16 protein-coding genes are annotated in these 15488 nt (G+C 62.2%); 12 read left to right on the top strand and 4 right to left on the bottom strand.

Annotation, left to right across the window (positions count from 1 at the left end; all coding sequences use genetic code 11):
- Nucleotides 1–29: 29 nt before the first annotated feature.
- The 12 genes from rsfS (at nt 30) to AD662_RS25100 (ending at nt 11853) form a co-directional block, all read left to right on the top strand.
- The gene (rsfS, locus tag AD662_RS25150; protein ID WP_014340379.1) at nt 30–524 is read left to right on the top strand and encodes a ribosome silencing factor; all 495 of its coding nucleotides are present in this window, start codon (nt 30–32) and stop codon (nt 522–524) included.
- Between the two features lie 9 nt (nt 525–533).
- Entirely contained in the window at nt 534–1001 is a 468-nt protein-coding gene (gene rlmH, locus AD662_RS25145; protein ID WP_003185785.1) for a 23S rRNA (pseudouridine(1915)-N(3))-methyltransferase RlmH, read from the top strand.
- Nucleotides 1002–1010: 9 nt separating this feature from the next.
- Complete coding sequence (gene mrdA / locus AD662_RS25140; protein WP_053182098.1) at nt 1011–2906, top strand: penicillin-binding protein 2; 1896 nt, start codon at nt 1011–1013, stop codon at nt 2904–2906.
- A 31-nt stretch (nt 2907–2937) separates the two neighbouring features.
- Nucleotides 2938–4041: a rod shape-determining protein RodA gene (rodA, locus tag AD662_RS25135; protein ID WP_044059329.1), complete on the top strand. Its 1104-nt coding sequence runs from the start codon at nt 2938–2940 to the stop codon at nt 4039–4041.
- Nucleotides 4042–4058: 17 nt separating this feature from the next.
- A complete protein-coding gene (mltB, locus tag AD662_RS25130) occupies nt 4059–5069 on the top strand; it encodes a lytic murein transglycosylase B (RefSeq protein ID WP_053182096.1) in 1011 nt (336 codons plus the stop codon).
- A complete protein-coding gene (locus AD662_RS25125) occupies nt 5069–6094 on the top strand; it encodes a septal ring lytic transglycosylase RlpA family protein (protein ID WP_024619121.1) in 1026 nt (341 codons plus the stop codon). Before mltB ends, AD662_RS25125 begins: the two co-directional genes overlap by 1 nt.
- Before the next feature lie 167 nt (nt 6095–6261).
- Nucleotides 6262–7419, top strand: coding sequence for a D-alanyl-D-alanine carboxypeptidase family protein (locus tag AD662_RS25120; RefSeq protein WP_024619122.1), 1158 nt, complete (start codon nt 6262–6264; stop codon nt 7417–7419).
- A gap of 81 nt (nt 7420–7500) precedes the next feature.
- Nucleotides 7501–7776, top strand: a complete 276-nt coding sequence (locus AD662_RS25115) for a DUF493 domain-containing protein (RefSeq protein ID WP_003185772.1) — start codon at nt 7501–7503, stop codon at nt 7774–7776.
- On the top strand, nt 7776–8423 hold the full coding sequence (gene lipB / locus AD662_RS25110) for a lipoyl(octanoyl) transferase LipB (RefSeq protein WP_053182092.1): 648 nt from the start codon (nt 7776–7778) through the stop codon (nt 8421–8423). Before AD662_RS25115 ends, lipB begins: the two co-directional genes overlap by 1 nt.
- A gap of 1 nt (nt 8424) precedes the next feature.
- Nucleotides 8425–9447 (top strand): lipoyl synthase, encoded by a 1023-nt coding sequence (gene lipA, locus AD662_RS25105; protein ID WP_014340371.1) that lies wholly within the window; start codon nt 8425–8427, stop codon nt 9445–9447.
- Between the two features lie 1066 nt (nt 9448–10513).
- A complete protein-coding gene (locus AD662_RS29425; protein ID WP_156334941.1) occupies nt 10514–10780 on the top strand; it encodes a hypothetical protein in 267 nt (88 codons plus the stop codon).
- 140 nt (nt 10781–10920) lie between these two features.
- Nucleotides 10921–11853, top strand: coding sequence for a S66 peptidase family protein (locus tag AD662_RS25100; RefSeq protein WP_053189915.1), 933 nt, complete (start codon nt 10921–10923; stop codon nt 11851–11853).
- A 129-nt stretch (nt 11854–11982) separates the two neighbouring features.
- Here the strand turns inward: AD662_RS25100 and AD662_RS25095 are convergent, their stop codons facing one another.
- From AD662_RS25095 to AD662_RS25080, 4 genes are all read right to left on the bottom strand, one after another.
- A complete protein-coding gene (locus AD662_RS25095) occupies nt 11983–13305 on the bottom strand; it encodes a lytic murein transglycosylase (protein WP_018610229.1) in 1323 nt (440 codons plus the stop codon).
- Nucleotides 13306–13377: 72 nt separating this feature from the next.
- Entirely contained in the window at nt 13378–13542 is a 165-nt protein-coding gene (gene arfA, locus AD662_RS25090; RefSeq protein ID WP_003205882.1) for an alternative ribosome rescue factor ArfA, read from the bottom strand.
- A 245-nt stretch (nt 13543–13787) separates the two neighbouring features.
- Nucleotides 13788–14825: a DNA polymerase III subunit delta gene (gene holA, locus AD662_RS25085; RefSeq protein WP_018610225.1), complete on the bottom strand. Its 1038-nt coding sequence runs from the start codon at nt 14823–14825 to the stop codon at nt 13788–13790.
- 39 nt (nt 14826–14864) lie between these two features.
- Nucleotides 14865–15470, bottom strand: a complete 606-nt coding sequence (locus AD662_RS25080) for an LPS-assembly lipoprotein LptE (protein WP_018610223.1) — start codon at nt 15468–15470, stop codon at nt 14865–14867.
- Nucleotides 15471–15488: the final 18 nt, after the last annotated feature.

Here is a 15488-nt window from a genome sequence, read left to right as displayed (position 1 = left end):
CCCGAACATACGAGCAAAACGAGTTTTATATGACTGACAAAGACGTAAACAAAGTAAAGCGCAAAGGCACGTTCAAAAGCGCCCCGTTGCCGGTAGAGGCCCACACCGGCGTCGTACTGGCCGGTGAAGAACTGGTCAAGGTGGCCGTGGCGGCCCTGGAAGACGTCAAGGCCCAGGACATCCAGGTGATCGACGTTCGTGAAAAGCAGAGCATCACGGACTACATGATCATCGCCACCGGTACCTCCAACCGCCAGATCGGCGCGATGCTGGACAAGGTCCGCGAAGCGGTCAAGGCCCAGGGCGTCAAGCCGCTGGGTGAAGAAGGCAAGGGTGACAGCGACTGGGTGCTGTTGGACATGGACGACGTCATCGTGCACATGATGACTGCCTCGGCGCGCCAGTTCTACGACCTGGAGCGCCTGTGGGCCGGTGCCGAGCAGAGCCGTTCGGCCAGCGCTGCGCACCACAGCCCGGAAAACACCCATGAGCACTTCACCAAGCTCAACAAAGACCAGCAATAAGGGACCGCTGTGCGACTGCGCCTGATCGCCGTCGGTTCTCGCATGCCCAAGTGGGTGGAAGAAGGCTGGCATGAATATGCCAAGCGTCTTCCGTCCGAGCTGGCCCTGGAACTGGTGGAAATTCCGCTCAATACCCGTGGCAAGAACGCCGACGTGGCGCGCTTTATCCGCCAGGAAGGCGAAGCCATGTTGGCCAAGGTCGGGCCGAACGAGCGCATTGTCACCCTCGAAGTCCACGGCAAGCCCTGGAGCACCGAGCAACTGGCGGTGGAGCTCGATCGCTGGCGGCTGGACTCGCGCACGGTCAATTTCATGGTCGGTGGTCCGGAAGGGCTGGCGCCGGAAGTCTGTGCCCGGGCCGATCAGCGTTGGTCATTGTCGCCGTTGACGTTGCCGCACCCGCTGGTGCGGATCCTGATCGGCGAACAGCTGTATCGTGCCTGGACAGTCCTGTCCGGGCACCCTTACCACAAGTAATCCTGCCCCATGCCCCAGCCGATCCGCATCAAGGACCACGAAAAAGACGCCCGCCTGGTGCGGGGCCGCGTCGTGTTCGGCGCTATTACGGTGGTGGCGCTGATCGGCGTGCTGATTGCGCGCTTGTATTTCCTCCAGGTGATCCAGTACGAGTACCACTCGACCCTGTCGGAAAACAACCGGGTGCACGTGCAGCCGATTCCGCCAACCCGCGGCTTGATCTTCGACCGCAATGGCGTGGTGGTAGCGGATAACCGGCCCAGCTTCAGCCTGAGCATGACCCGCGAGCGCTCCGGTGACTGGCAGCAAGTGCTCGACGTGATCGTCGAAGTGCTGCAGCTGACGCCCGAGGACCGGGCGATCTTCGAGAAGCGCATGCGCCAGGGCCGACGGCCGTTCGAGCCGGTGCCGATCCTGTTCGAACTGACCGAAGAGCAGATCGCCCTGATCGCCGTGAACCAGTTCCGCCTGCCCGGCGTCGAGGTGGTGGCGCAGTTGGTGCGGCATTACCCCCAGGGGCCGCACTTTGCCCACTCGGTCGGCTACATGGGGCGGATCAACGAGAAAGAGCTCAAGACCCTCGATCCGGTCAATTACAGCGGCACCCACCATATCGGCAAGACCGGCATCGAGCGCTTCTACGAGCCCGAGCTGCATGGCCAGGTGGGTTACGAGGAAGTCGAGACCAACGCTCGCGGCCGCGTGTTGCGGGTGCTCAAGCGCACCGACCCGATTCCCGGCAAGGACATCGTCCTGAGCCTTGACATCAAGCTGCAAGAGGCCGCCGAAGCGGCGCTGGGCGGGCGGCGCGGCGCGGTGGTGGCGCTGGACCCGAACACCGGCGAGGTGCTGGCGATGGTCAGCCAGCCGAGTTTCGACCCGAACCTGTTTGTCACCGGCATCAGCTTCAAGGCCTACGCCGAGTTGCGCGACTCCATCGACCGGCCGCTGTTCAACCGCGTGCTGCGCGGCCTCTATCCGCCAGGCTCGACCATCAAGCCAGCCGTGGCGATCGCCGGGCTGGACGCCGGCGTGGTGACCGCAGGGAGCCGGGTCTATGACCCGGGTTATTACCAACTGCCGAACTACGACCACAAGTACCGCAACTGGAACCGTACCGGCGACGGTTATGTGGACCTGGACACGGCCATCATGCGTTCCAACGACACCTACTTCTACGACCTGGCCCACAAGCTGGGGATCGATCGGTTGTCGTCCTACATGAACAAGTTTGGTCTGGGCCAGAAAGTCTCCCTGGACATGTTCGAAGAATCGCCCGGCCTGATGCCATCCCGGGAGTGGAAGCGCGCGACCCGGCGCCAGGCGTGGTTCCCCGGCGAAACCCTGATCCTGGGGATCGGTCAGGGCTACATGCAGGCCACGCCCTTGCAACTGGCCCAGGCCACGGCGTTGGTGGCCAGCAAGGGCAAGTGGTATCGCCCGCACCTGGCCAAGACCATCGAAGGCCAGAAGCCGGTGGACCCGGACCCGATGCCGGACATCATCCTGCGCAATCCGTCGGACTGGCAGAAGGTCAACAACGGCATGCAGCAAGTGATGCACGGTGCCCGGGGCACCGCGCGCAAGGCGGCCATCGGCGCGCAGTACCGCATTGCCGGCAAGAGCGGTACGGCCCAGGTCGTCGCCATCAAGCAGGGCGAGAAGTATGACCGCTCCAAGGTCCAGGAACGCCACCGCGACCACGCCTTGTTCGTTGGCTTCGCGCCGGCCGAGAACCCGAAGATTGTCGTGGCGGTGATGGTCGAGAACGGTGAGTCCGGTTCCGGCGTCGCCGCGCCAGTGGTGCGCCAGATCATGGACGCCTGGCTGCTGGATGAGCACGGCCAGCTCAAGCCTGAATACGCAAGCCCCATCACTGCGGAGGCTACGGCCCGTGAAGAATAATTTCGACCGGATCCTCTCCAGCGAAGACGTGATGCGCCGCCGTGCCACCTTGCTGCAGCGCATGCACATCGATGGCCCGTTGCTGATCCTGCTGCTGACCCTGGCCGCGGGCAGCCTGTTCGTGCTGTATTCGGCCAGCGGCAAGAACTGGGACCTGCTGGCCAAGCAGGCCACCTCGTTCGGCATCGGCCTGGTGTCGATGATCGTCATCGCCCAGCTCGAGCCGCGATTCATGGCGCGCTGGGTGCCACTGGCCTATGTGGTGGGGGTCTGCTTGCTGGTGGTGGTGGACGTGATGGGCCACAACGCCATGGGTGCCACCCGCTGGATCAACATTCCCGGGGTGATCCGCTTCCAGCCGTCGGAGTTCCTCAAGATCATCATGCCGGCGACCATCGCCTGGTACCTGGCCAAGCGTTCCCTGCCGCCGCAGCTCAAGCATGTCTGCATCAGCCTGTTGCTGATCGGCATCCCCTTCATCCTGATCGTCCGCCAGCCCGACCTCGGCACCTCGCTGCTGATCCTGGCCGGCGGTGCCTTCGTGCTGTTCATGGGCGGGTTGCGCTGGCGCTGGATCCTCAGCGTGATCGCCGCCGCCGTGCCGGTGTCGGTGGCCATGTGGTACTTCGTGATGCACGACTACCAGAAGCAGCGGGTGCTGACCTTCCTCGACCCGGAGAGCGATCCGCTGGGCACCGGCTGGAACATCATCCAGTCCAAGGCCGCCATCGGTTCTGGCGGGGTGTTCGGCAAGGGCTGGCTGATGGGCACCCAGTCGCACCTGGACTTTTTGCCGGAAAGCCACACCGACTTCATCATCGCCGTGATGGGCGAGGAATTCGGGCTGGTGGGCATTTGCGTACTGCTGCTGATCTATTTGCTGCTGATCGGCCGGGGGCTGGTGATTACCGCCCAGGCCCAGACGTTGTTCGGTAAATTGCTGGCGGGCAGCCTGACCATGACGTTTTTTGTTTATGTTTTCGTCAACATCGGTATGGTCAGTGGCCTGTTGCCGGTCGTGGGGGTGCCGTTGCCATTCATTAGCTACGGAGGAACTTCGCTGGTGACACTACTGTCAGCGTTTGGGGTTTTGATGTCGATTCATACGCATCGCAAGTGGATCGCTCAGGTTTGAATAAGGTGAAGAGTTCAATGCAAGCAATGCGTGGCTGGTCGACGCGATATGCGCCGTGGATCGGCCTGGTCGGCTTCCTGGGCGGTGCGCCGCATGCCCTGGCTGGCGAATACGAAGGCTCGCCGCAGGTGGCCGAGTTCGTCGGTGAAATGACCCGCGACTACGGTTTTGCCGGTGAGCAGCTGATGGGGGTGTTTCGCGAGGCCGAGCGCAAGCAGTCGATCCTTGACGCCATCTCCCGGCCCGCCGAGCGGGTCAAGCAGTGGCGCGAGTACCGGCCGATGTTCATCACCGAGGCGCGTATCGCCCGGGGCGTGGACTTCTGGCGCCAGCACGAGGCGGCCCTGGCCCGTGCCGAGCAGGAATACGGCGTGCCGGCCCAGTTCATTGTGTCGATCATTGGCGTCGAGACCTTCTTTGGCCGCAACACCGGGAATTTTCGGGTGATCGACGCCCTGTCGACCCTGGGCTTCGATTACCCGCCGCGTGCCGAGTTCTTCCGCAAGGAGCTGCGCGAGTTCTTGCTGCTGGCCCGCGAAGAGCAGGTCGATCCGCTGACCCTCAAGGGTTCCTACGCCGGGGCCATGGGCCTGCCGCAATTCATGCCCAGCAGTTTCCGCGCCTATGCGGTGGACTTTGACGGCGACGGCCACATCAATATCTGGACCAACCCGACCGATGCCATCGGCAGTGTCGCCAGCTATTTCAAGCGCCATGGCTGGGAAGCCGGCCAGCCGGTGGTCAGCCGTGCCGAGGTGCGTGGCGAGCAAGTGGACGAGGGCCTGACCGAGGGTATCGAGCCGACGAAAACCGTCGGGGAGTTGCGGGCGTTGGGCTGGTCGAGTCATGATGCGCTGCGTGACGATATGCCGGTCACCGCGATGCGCCTGGAAGGCGAACAAGGCCCCGAATATTGGATGGGCCTGAAGAATTTCTACGCGATTACGCGTTATAACCGCAGCGTGATGTACGCCATGGCCGTATATCAACTGTCTGAAGAGCTGGTCAAAGCACGGGGCGTCAAATAATGCGGGCATTGCCTACCTATCTACCCCTGAAAGCCAAGCCCCTCAAGCTCGTGGCGTTGGCCGCGCTGTCGCTGTTGGTCGTCAGTTGTTCGACCAGCCGCGCGCCGGCCCAGAAAAGCTCCACCGCTGTGCGCGCGACGCCGGGCCTGGACATCAACCGGGCCCACAAGGACGGCGCGCCGTGGTGGGACGTGGACGTCTCGCGCATTCCCGACGCCACGCCGACCCTGCACACCGGTCCGTACAAGGCCAACCCGTACACGGTGCTGGGCAAGACCTATTTCCCGATGGCCGAGTCCAAGCGCTACGTGGCCTCGGGCACGGCGTCCTGGTACGGCACCAAGTTCCATGGCCAGAACACCGCCAATGGCGAGGTGTATGACCTGTATGGCATGAGCGCGGCGCACAAGACCTTGCCGCTGCCCAGCTATGTGCGGGTGACCAACCTGGACAACAACAAGACCGTGATCCTGCGGGTCAATGACCGTGGGCCGTTCTATTCCGATCGCATCATCGACTTGTCGTACGCGGCGGCGAAAAAACTCGGTTACGCTGAAACCGGCACCGCCCGGGTCAAGGTCGAAGGCATCGACCCGCAGGAATGGTGGGCCCAACGCGGCCGTCCGGCGCCTTTGATGCTCAACGAGCCGAAAGTGGCGCAAAATGCCGCGCCAACCGTGACGGCGTCCACCGGCACGGTCGAGCAGTGGACACCACCGCCGCAGCAACACGCCGCGGCCGTGCTGCCGGTACAGATCGATGCAAAAAAAAACGCTTCTGCAACAGCGTCTGGCCAGTTTCTGCAAGTGGGCGCGTTCGCCAACCCGGACGCTGCCGAGCTGCTGAGGTCGAAGCTCAGCTCGATGGTGAGCGCTCCGGTGTTCATCAGCTCGATCGTGCGCAACCAGCAGACACTGCATCGGGTGCGCCTGGGGCCGATCGGTTCTCCGGGTGAAGTCCAGCAAGTGCAGAACAGTGTGCGCCTGGCCAATCTCGGTTCGCCGAGCCTGGTCACCGCCGAGTAATTGATTGAGGCCCGCTTGCGGTTGGAGCGGGTCAGGTTGTTGGCTCCATGAATAACAAAAGCCCGGCAAGGGTAGTGAGTGAGCAACTTAAATACGCGGTGGCCCGTTAAGAGGCTGCCTGTTTAGTTTTGCCTTCGGGCAGTTCCATTAGCGATTTCGAGAGACGGATGAACATCACCACCTTTGCCAAACGCCTTTGCCTGCTAGTCCCGCTGCTTCTCTCACCTGCCGCGTTCGCGGTCGAGATGATGCCGGCGCCTCCTCAATTGGCCGCCAAATCCTTTGTGCTCATGGATGCCAGCAGCGGCGAGGTCCTGGTAGAGAACAACGGTGACCAGCGCCTGCCACCGGCCAGCCTGACCAAGCTGATGACCGCTTACATCGCCACCCTGGAAATCCGTCGCGGCCAGATCGGTGAAAACGATCCGGTGACCGTCAGCGAAAACGCCTGGCGTACCGGCGGTTCGCGGATGTTCATCAAGGTCGGTTCGCAAGTGACCGTCAGCGACCTGCTGCACGGCATCATCATCCAGTCCGGCAACGACGCCAGCGTCGCCCTGGCCGAGCACATCGCCGGCAGCGAAGATGCGTTCGCCGACATGATGAACAAAACCGTGGCCGACCTGGGCATGACCAACAGCCACTTCATGAACCCTACCGGCCTGCCGAACCCCGAGCACTATTCGTCGGCTCACGACATGGCGCTGTTGGCACGGGCGATCATTCACGAAGACCCGGCGCACTACGCCATCTACTCCCAGAAGGAATTCTTCTGGAACGGCATCAAGCAGCCTAACCGCAACCTGCTGCTGTGGCGCGACAAGACCGTCGATGGCCTGAAGACCGGCCACACCGACGAAGCCGGCTACTGCATGGTGTCCTCGGCTGTGCGTGACGGCATGCGCCTGATCGCCGTCGTCTTCGGCACCAACAGCGAAGTGGCCCGTGCCGCCGAGACCCAGAAGCTGTTGACCTACGGTTTCCGTTTCTTCGAAACCCAGACCTTCTACCAGAAGGGCACCGAACTGGCCCAGGCCCAGGTCTGGAAAGGCTCGACCAATCAGGTCAAGGCCGGCCTGGCCCAAGACCTGACCATGACCTTGCCTAAAGGCCAGCTCAAGAAGCTCGCTGCCAGCATGACCATGAACCCGCAATTGACCGCTCCCATCGCCAAGGGCGACGTGATCGGTAAAGTCGAAGTCAAACTGGACGAAAAAGTGGTGCACAGCGCTGACCTGATCGCTCTGGACGCGGTCGAGGAAGGTGGTATCTTCCGCCGCATCTGGGATAGCATCCGTCTATTCTTCTACGGCTTGTTCAACTGATTGAAGTGTTGACCTGCATGGCCCCGTTCTTATCCGGAGCGGGGCCATGTGCGTTACCACGGCTTACGAGGCCGTTACCCCATGACAGACTCTGAAGTAAAAGCGCCAAAGATCGAATTCCCCTGTGCGGATTATCCGATCAAGGTCATCGGCGACACCGGTGTCGGTTTCAAGGACAGGATCATCGCGATCCTCGAAAAACATGCCACCGTTGACCACAAGACCCTGGCCGAGCGCCAGAGTACCAACGGCAAGTACACGACGATCCAGTTGCACATCATTGCCACCGGCCAGGAACAGCTCTACGACATCAACAGCGAGCTGCGCGCGACCGGTTTCGTGCACATGGTGTTGTGATGCCGGGCACGCTGGGCTTTCGCGAGTTGGGCACGATGGCTTACGAGCCGGTCTGGCATGCCATGCAACGCTTCACGAACGAACGCGGCAACACCGCCGACGATGAAATCTGGCTGGTGGAACACCCACCGGTGTTCACCCAGGGCCAGGCCGGCAAGGCCGAGCACCTGTTGCTGCCGGGGGATATCCCGGTGGTGAAGGTCGACCGGGGCGGGCAGGTGACCTACCATGGCCCAGGCCAATTGGTCGCCTACCTGTTGCTGGATGTGCGCAAGCTGGGGTTTGGCGTGCGCGAGCTGGTCACCCGCATGGAGACATGCCTGATCGAGCTGCTGGCCAGCTACGGTGTGACGGCGGCGGCCAAGCCGGATGCGCCGGGTGTCTACGTCGACGGGGCGAAAATCGCTTCCCTGGGTTTGCGGATCCGCCACGGCTGTTCGTTCCATGGCCTGGCGCTGAACGTGGACATGGACCTTGCGCCATTTCGACGGATTAATCCCTGTGGCTACGCGGGACTGGCGATGACCCAGTTGAGCGAGCATGCAGGATCGATTGAATTTGCCGAGGTAAGTGCCCGGCTGCGCGCGCAGCTCGTCAAACACCTCGACTATGCTGAGCAGACGACCCTCACGGGCGGAATCGACTGATATGACTACTGATGCAGTGCAAACCATGATCCCGACGCTGGACGTCACCGAGCGTCCGGCCCCGCGTGCCAAGGTAGAGGCCGGCGTCAAGCTGCGCGGCGCCGAGAAGGTTGCACGCATCCCGGTCAAGATCATCCCGACCACCGAATTGCCGAAGAAACCCGACTGGATCCGTGTACGCATCCCGGTGTCCCCGGAAGTCGACCGGATCAAGGCCCTGCTGCGCAAGCACAAGCTGCACAGCGTCTGCGAAGAAGCCTCCTGCCCGAACCTGGGCGAGTGCTTCTCCGGCGGTACCGCCACGTTCATGATCATGGGCGACATCTGCACCCGTCGTTGCCCGTTCTGTGACGTCGGCCACGGCCGGCCGAAGCCGCTGGACACCAACGAGCCGGAAAGCCTGGCCATCGCCATCGCCGACCTGAAACTCAAGTACGTGGTCATCACCTCGGTGGACCGCGACGACCTGCGTGACGGCGGTGCCCAGCACTTTGCCGACTGCATCCGCGAGATCCGCAAGCTGTCGCCGAACGTCCAGCTGGAAACCCTGGTGCCCGATTACCGTGGCCGCATGGACATCGCCCTGGAAATCACCGCCGCCGAGCCACCGGATGTGTTCAACCACAACCTGGAAACCGTGCCGCGCCTGTACAAGGCCGCGCGCCCGGGTTCGGATTACCAGTGGTCGTTGACCTTGCTGCAACGCTTCAAGCAGATGATGCCGCACATTCCGACCAAGTCTGGCTTGATGCTGGGCCTGGGTGAGACTGACGAGGAAGTCATCGAGGTCATGAAGCGCATGCGTGAGCATGACATCGATATGCTGACCTTGGGGCAGTACCTGCAGCCTTCGCGCAGTCACCTGCCGGTGCAGCGTTTTGTGCATCCGGATACCTTTGCCTGGTTTGCTGAGGAAGGGTACAAGATGGGGTTCAAGAACGTGGCTTCGGGGCCGTTGGTGCGGTCTTCGTATCATGCGGATGAGCAGGCTAAGTTGGTCAAGGCTGAGCTGCTCGGGTCCTGATTTGGTTTTGGGGTGGTGTGTATATCCGTTTCTTCGGTAACGGCTACTTATGGTTCCGCCCTTACGGCGGGTCACTTTTGAAGAGCGCAAAAGTAACCAAAACGCTCCTGCCCCACCACTCGGTGCCTCGCCTAGGCTCGGCATGCCTTCACTCCGGCATTGGTTCGTGGGCCGCCGCGAAGGGCCATCCATGGCCCAGCGCGGCTAACCCGGCATCCATGCCGGGTTGCCCACGAACCAATGCCTGCGTTCAGCCATCGTGGTTAACGGGGCGCCCCAGATCAACGTCCACCGCGAGGCGGCCTTAGAGCCGACCTGGTTCTTGGTGGGACCGCGTTTCTCCTGTGGGAGCGGGCTTGCTCGCGATAGCGGTGTGTCAGTTTGCGGTGATGTTGGATGTGCCGGCCCCATCGCGAGCAGGCTCGCTCCCACAGGGGGCTGCGGCGTATATGCATTTTGTGGCTACCGAACATCTACGTGGGAGCGGGCTTGCTCGCGAAAGCGATGTGTCAGTTTGCGGTGATGTTGGATGTGCCGACCTCATCGCGAGCAAGCTTGCTCCCACAGGGTTCTGCGGCGTATATGCATTTTGTGGCTGCCGAACATCTACGTGGGAGCGGGCTTGCTCGCGAAAGCGGTGTGTCAGTTTGCGGTGATGTTGGATGTGCCTGCCTCATCGCGAGCAGGCTCGCTCCCACAGGGTTCTGCGGCGTATATGCATTTTGTGGCTACCGAACATCTACGTGGGAGCGGGCTTGCTCGCGAAAGCGATGTGTCAGTTTGCGGTGATGTTGGATGTGCCGACCTCATCGCGAGCAAGCTTGCTCCCACAGGGTTCTGCGGCGTATATGCATTTTGTGGCTGCCGAGCATCTATGTGGGAGCGAGCCTGCTCGCGAAGACGATGTTACAGTCGATGAAGATGTTGGATCTGCCGACCTCATCGCGAGCAAGCTCGCTCCCACAAAGGGGATCTGCGGTGTACATGAATTGTGTGGCTGCTGAAGATCCAATGTGGGAGCGAGCTTGCTCGCGATAGCGGTGGCGCAGCCACATAGATACTGAACATGCCCCGCTCTTGCTTTGCTTTGGATCTTGATCTTGATCTTGATCTTGATCTTGATCTTGATCTTGATCTTGATCTTGATCTTGATCTTGATCTTGATCTTGATCTTGATCTTGATCTGGGCGCCCCGTTAAACCACGCTGGCCGAACGCAGGCATTGCGCAGTGGGCATCCCGGCATGGATGCCGGGATAGCCGCGCTGGGCCATGGATGGCCCTTCGCGGCGGGCCCACGGAGCAATGCCGGAGTGAGGGCACACCGAGCCTAAGCGAGGTGCCGAGTGGTGGGGCAGAGCGTTTTTGGTTACTTTTGGCGCTCTTCCAAAAGTGACCCGCTGTAAGAGCGGAACCATAAGCCGCCGTTACACAAAAAACGGATATACACACTAAGCAACAACCCGGGAATCCCATGGCCCTAACCCCACACCACCCCGTCCCAGCCCTCCCTCAAGAAGGCCTGATCGCCGTGATCGCCCCCGCCGGCCCCGCCCCCCTGGACACGGAAAAAGCCATCCAATGGATGCGCGCAAGGGGCCATGAGCTGCGAATATTCCCAGGCGTCTATGAAAAGAACGACTACCTGGCCGGCAGCGACGAAGTACGCCTCAACGACCTGCACACCGCCTTCGCCGACCCAGAAGTCAAAGCCATCATCTGCCTACGCGGCGGCTACGGCACGCCCCGTCTACTCGATCGTATCGATTTCGAGCTCTTAAAACGCAACCCCAAACCATTCGTAGGCTACAGCGACATCACCGCCCTGCACCTGGCCATCAGCCGTTACGCCGGCTTCGTGACCTTCCACGGCCCGTTGCTCAACGCCGATCTGCTGGGCGACAAGGAACCCCCAACCGTTACCTCGTTCTTCAGCCTGCTGCGTGGACAGTTGAAGGCCGGCAGCGCGCTGAACCACCCCGGCGCCTACCCGTTGACCGCCGTTGAGCCGGGCATCGCCCACGGACGTCTGCTGGGCGGCAACCTGTCGATGATTGCCGCGACCATGGGCACGCCTTATCAGATCGACGCCGAAGGGGTGATCCTGTTCATCGAAGACGTCAACGAGCCGCTGTATCGCATCGATCGTCTGCTGACCCAATTGCGCCTGGCGGGCACGCTGGCGAAGTTGCGCGCAGTCCTGGTCGGCGATATAGCGGGGGTGGATCTTGAGGCGTTGAACCGATTGCTCAAGCAGACCTTCGCGCCGTTGCGCATCCCGGTGCTGTCCGGCTGGCGCAGCGGGCACTGCGATCCGAACCTGACCTTGCCCATGGGCGCATTGGTGACGCTGGATGCGGGGGAGAAGCGGTTGGTGTTGGAGCAGGATGTGGTGGTCAGCCGCTAGTCATGTAGCGTCTGCAAGTCAGTCTTCGCGAGCAAGCCCGCTCCCACAGGTGATCGCGTTTCTTCATGAGAACACGGTCGAATGTGGGAGCGGGCTTGCTCGCGAAAGCGGTAGTCGCTATACGGCCATTCAGCGACTACGCAACGCCTCCAGCAACTGCTGCGTCGGATACCCATCCGCCGGCCAGCCGAACGACTGCTGGGCACTGCGGATGGCTTTGCGGGTGTTGGCGCCGATGATGCCATCGGGGTTGCCCGCGTCGTAGTTGTGTTTGCCCAGCAGGGTCTGCAGTTCGATGCGTTCGCTGCGGCTCAGGGGCAGGTCCTCTTTTGGCCACTGGCCGTAGACCAGCCCGGCGCCGGTAAAGCGCTTGGACAGCAGCCCGACCGCCAAGGCATAGGACGATGAGTTGTTGTACTTGAGGATGGCGCGGAAGTTATCGAAGATCAGGAACGCCGGGCCGCGATGGCCGGCCGGCAGGAGCAGGGACGCCGATAGCTGCTTGTCATCGGCGGCGATCGGCAAGCCGCCATATTCTGAAACACCCAGCCGCATCCATTCTGAGACGGGCTTGCGGATCGTGCCATCGGCCAGCGTGTAGTCGAAGCCCTGGTTGAGCGAGACCTCGACCCCCCACGGCTGGCCGCGTTGCCAGCCGGAGCTTTGCAGGTAGTGCGCGGTCGAGGCCAGGGCGTCGGTGGCGCTGCCCCAGATGTCGCGGCGACCGTCGCCGTCGAAATCCACCGCATGGGTGTTGTACGTGGTGGGAATGAACTGGGTCTGGCCCATGGCGCCGGCCCAGGAGCCGAGCATTTTTTCCGGTGTGATATCGCCCTGTTGCAGGATTTGCAGCGCGGCGATCAGTTGCGCATGGGCAAACCCCGGGCGCCGTCCTTCGTAGGCCAGGGTCGCCAGGGAGTTGATCACCGACTTGCTGCCCTGGAATTGGCCGAAGTTGCTCTCCATGCCCCACACCGCCACCAGCGCCTCGCGATCGACGCCATAACGCTGCTCGATGCTTTGCAGGACCTGGGCGTTCTGCTGGATCAGGTTCTTGCCTTTGTTGACCCGCAGTGGCGACAGCGCGCCATCGAGGTATTCCCACACGGGACGGGTGAATTCCGGCTGGCTGCGATCGGCCTTGATCACGCTCATGTCCGGGCTGACGCCGACGAACGCACGGTCGAACAGGTCGCCACGGATCCCGGCGGCCAGTGCCTCCTTGCGAAACCCGGCCTGCCATTGCGCGAAGGTCTGGGTGGGTGCAATGGCCAGGTCGTCACCGGTCGGCACCAGGGGCGGCACGATGGCCGGCGCGGTCACGACGGGGGCTGTCTGGAGCGGTTGGGCGTCGGCGGCAGTAGGTTTTTCGGCGCAGGCGACAAGCAGGACAACGCTTGCGGCAACAATCATTTGGCGCAGTGGCCAACGATGGGAAAGACAGAAGGGCATGCACGGGTCCAGAAATACAAATCAGGTGCTGACCTTAACATGCGAAAGGGGCGTAGGGCTTGTCCGGGTGTTTCAAGCGGCCAGAAAGCAAGAAGCCTCCCAGTTGTCAGACTGGAAGGCTTCGCGGCGGTAGCTGCCTTTGCCCTTGGCGGGTCGTTCCTGGCGGCTGCGGAACAGGGGCTGGGCGACGATGGACTTGGCCTTGTTGGGGCCATGCTTGGATGGCTTTTTGCTCATGGTGGGTACTCTCGTGGGGTGGTTTTTGCGGGGCAAATCATGGGACAGAGTAGGGGCGTTGTCCAGTCCCTGCATTGCGTAGGAAATGTCATTCAGACGAACACACGACTTGTGGCGCCGATAGGTGGGAGCAAAGCTTGCTCGCGATACAGACACCTCGGTTTCAGAGACACCGCGCTGCTTTCATCGCGGGCAAGCCTTGCTCCCACAGATATCTTCGCCGCAGAACAGCCTTCAGTGCGTGCTTATTCAGCAGGCAACGTCAACCGCTGGCCAGCCATCAACAGCGACAACCGACTGAGGCTCATCCACGGTGAGCCGGCGGCCTGGCCCTTGATCTGCGCATCGATGCGCTGGGCTTCGAGCAGCAATTGCGCCCAACGCGACGCGGAATAGCGCTGCAAGGCCTTGCTCATCAGCGGTTTGCGTTTGTCCCAGACGGGCGGGCGGGCCTGGCTGAAGGCTTTGTCCAGCGGTACGCCCTGGCTGTATTGCAGGGACAGGTTGGCCAGCAGGCGCAATTCCCGGGCCAGGGCCCAGAGGATCACCGGCGGCTCGACGCCTTCGCCGCGTAGGCCTTCGAGCATGCGCAAGGCGTGGGCGGCCTCACCGTTGAGGATCGCATCGGTCAGCCCGAAGACATCGAAGCGCGCACTGTCGGCCACGGCAGCCTGCACCGTTTCCACGGTGATCTGCCCGCTCTCGGCCATCAGCTTGAGCTTTTCGATTTCCTGGGCGGCGGCCAGCAGGTTGCCTTCGACCCGGGCGGCAATCAGCTCCACCGCGTCCTGGCTGGCCGAGAGACCGGCCTGGGACAGGCGTTGGCGGATCCAGCTGGGCAACTGGCTGACATCCACCGGCCATATCTGCACGAACTGGGTCTGCTGGCCTTCGACCAGGGCCTTGCCCCATTTGGTCTTTTGCGCGCTGCCGTCGAGTTTCGGCAAGCTGATGAGCAGTACCGTGTCCTCGGCGGGTCGCGAGCAATATTCGATCAGCGCGGCGGCGCCCTTGTCACCGGGTTTGCCCGACGGCAAACGCAGCTCCAGCAGGCGTTTTTCGGCGAACAACGACATGCTCGCCCCGGCCTGCAGCAGCGTGCCCCAGTCGAAACTGGCGTCGGCGGCGAAGACCTGGCGTTCGTCGAAGCCCTGCTGGCGTGCAGCAGCGCGGATGGCGTCGGCGGCTTCCTGGCACAACAGCGGGTCATCGCCACTGATGATGTAGACCGGCGCGAGGGCGCCTTGCAGGTGTTTGCCGAGTTGGGCGGGGGCGAGCTTCATAAGAGAAGGCGAGCGGGGCGCCGGAGCGCCCCGCAAGGCTTATTCAGCCGGGATCTGCATCGGCGACTGCTGCGGAGTTTCCGCTTCAGCCTTGCGTGCCGCTTCCAGCGCTTCGGCTTCGGCTTTGGCCTTGGCGTCGGCGGTCTGTTGCAGCTGGTCCAGCTGGGACGGGCTCAGCTGTTGCAGGCGCAGCATCATGCGTTGCACGAGGTCACGACGCATTTCGTCGCGCACTTCGCTCGACTCCTGGTCGGAGCCGGTGATGTTGTTGCCATCGTGCAGGTAGACCTTTTGCACCTGCAGCTTGTCATCCAGCAGTACCAGGTTGTTCTGGCCGCGGATCTCATAGCTCAGTACGTTGTTGAGTTCGTACTCGGCGGAACGACCGGCACCGGCATAGCTCAAGCTGCGCTGGCTTTGCTGTTCACGGGTCAATACCAGCTTGTACGGGGCGCCGGTATAGACTTTCACACCGCTGTTTTCCAGGGTGTCGCGCAGCATCTTGACGGTGTCGCCAAAGGCGTCCCGTGCGCTGAGGTCCAGTTCCGTGATGGCCAGCTCGGTGGTGCCGGTGCCGCGCAGTTGGAAGCCGCAGGCGCTCAACAGGACCGCCAGGCCCACTACCAGCAGATTACGTTTGATCATCTTGTTGCTCCCCTTGAA

It is taken from the genome of Pseudomonas kilonensis, from assembly GCF_001269885.1.
Taxonomy (GTDB): Bacteria; Pseudomonadota; Gammaproteobacteria; order Pseudomonadales; family Pseudomonadaceae; genus Aquipseudomonas; species Aquipseudomonas kilonensis.
The sequence above is the reverse complement of the archived record's forward strand: the minus strand, read 5'-3'. Positions and strand labels throughout refer to the sequence as shown.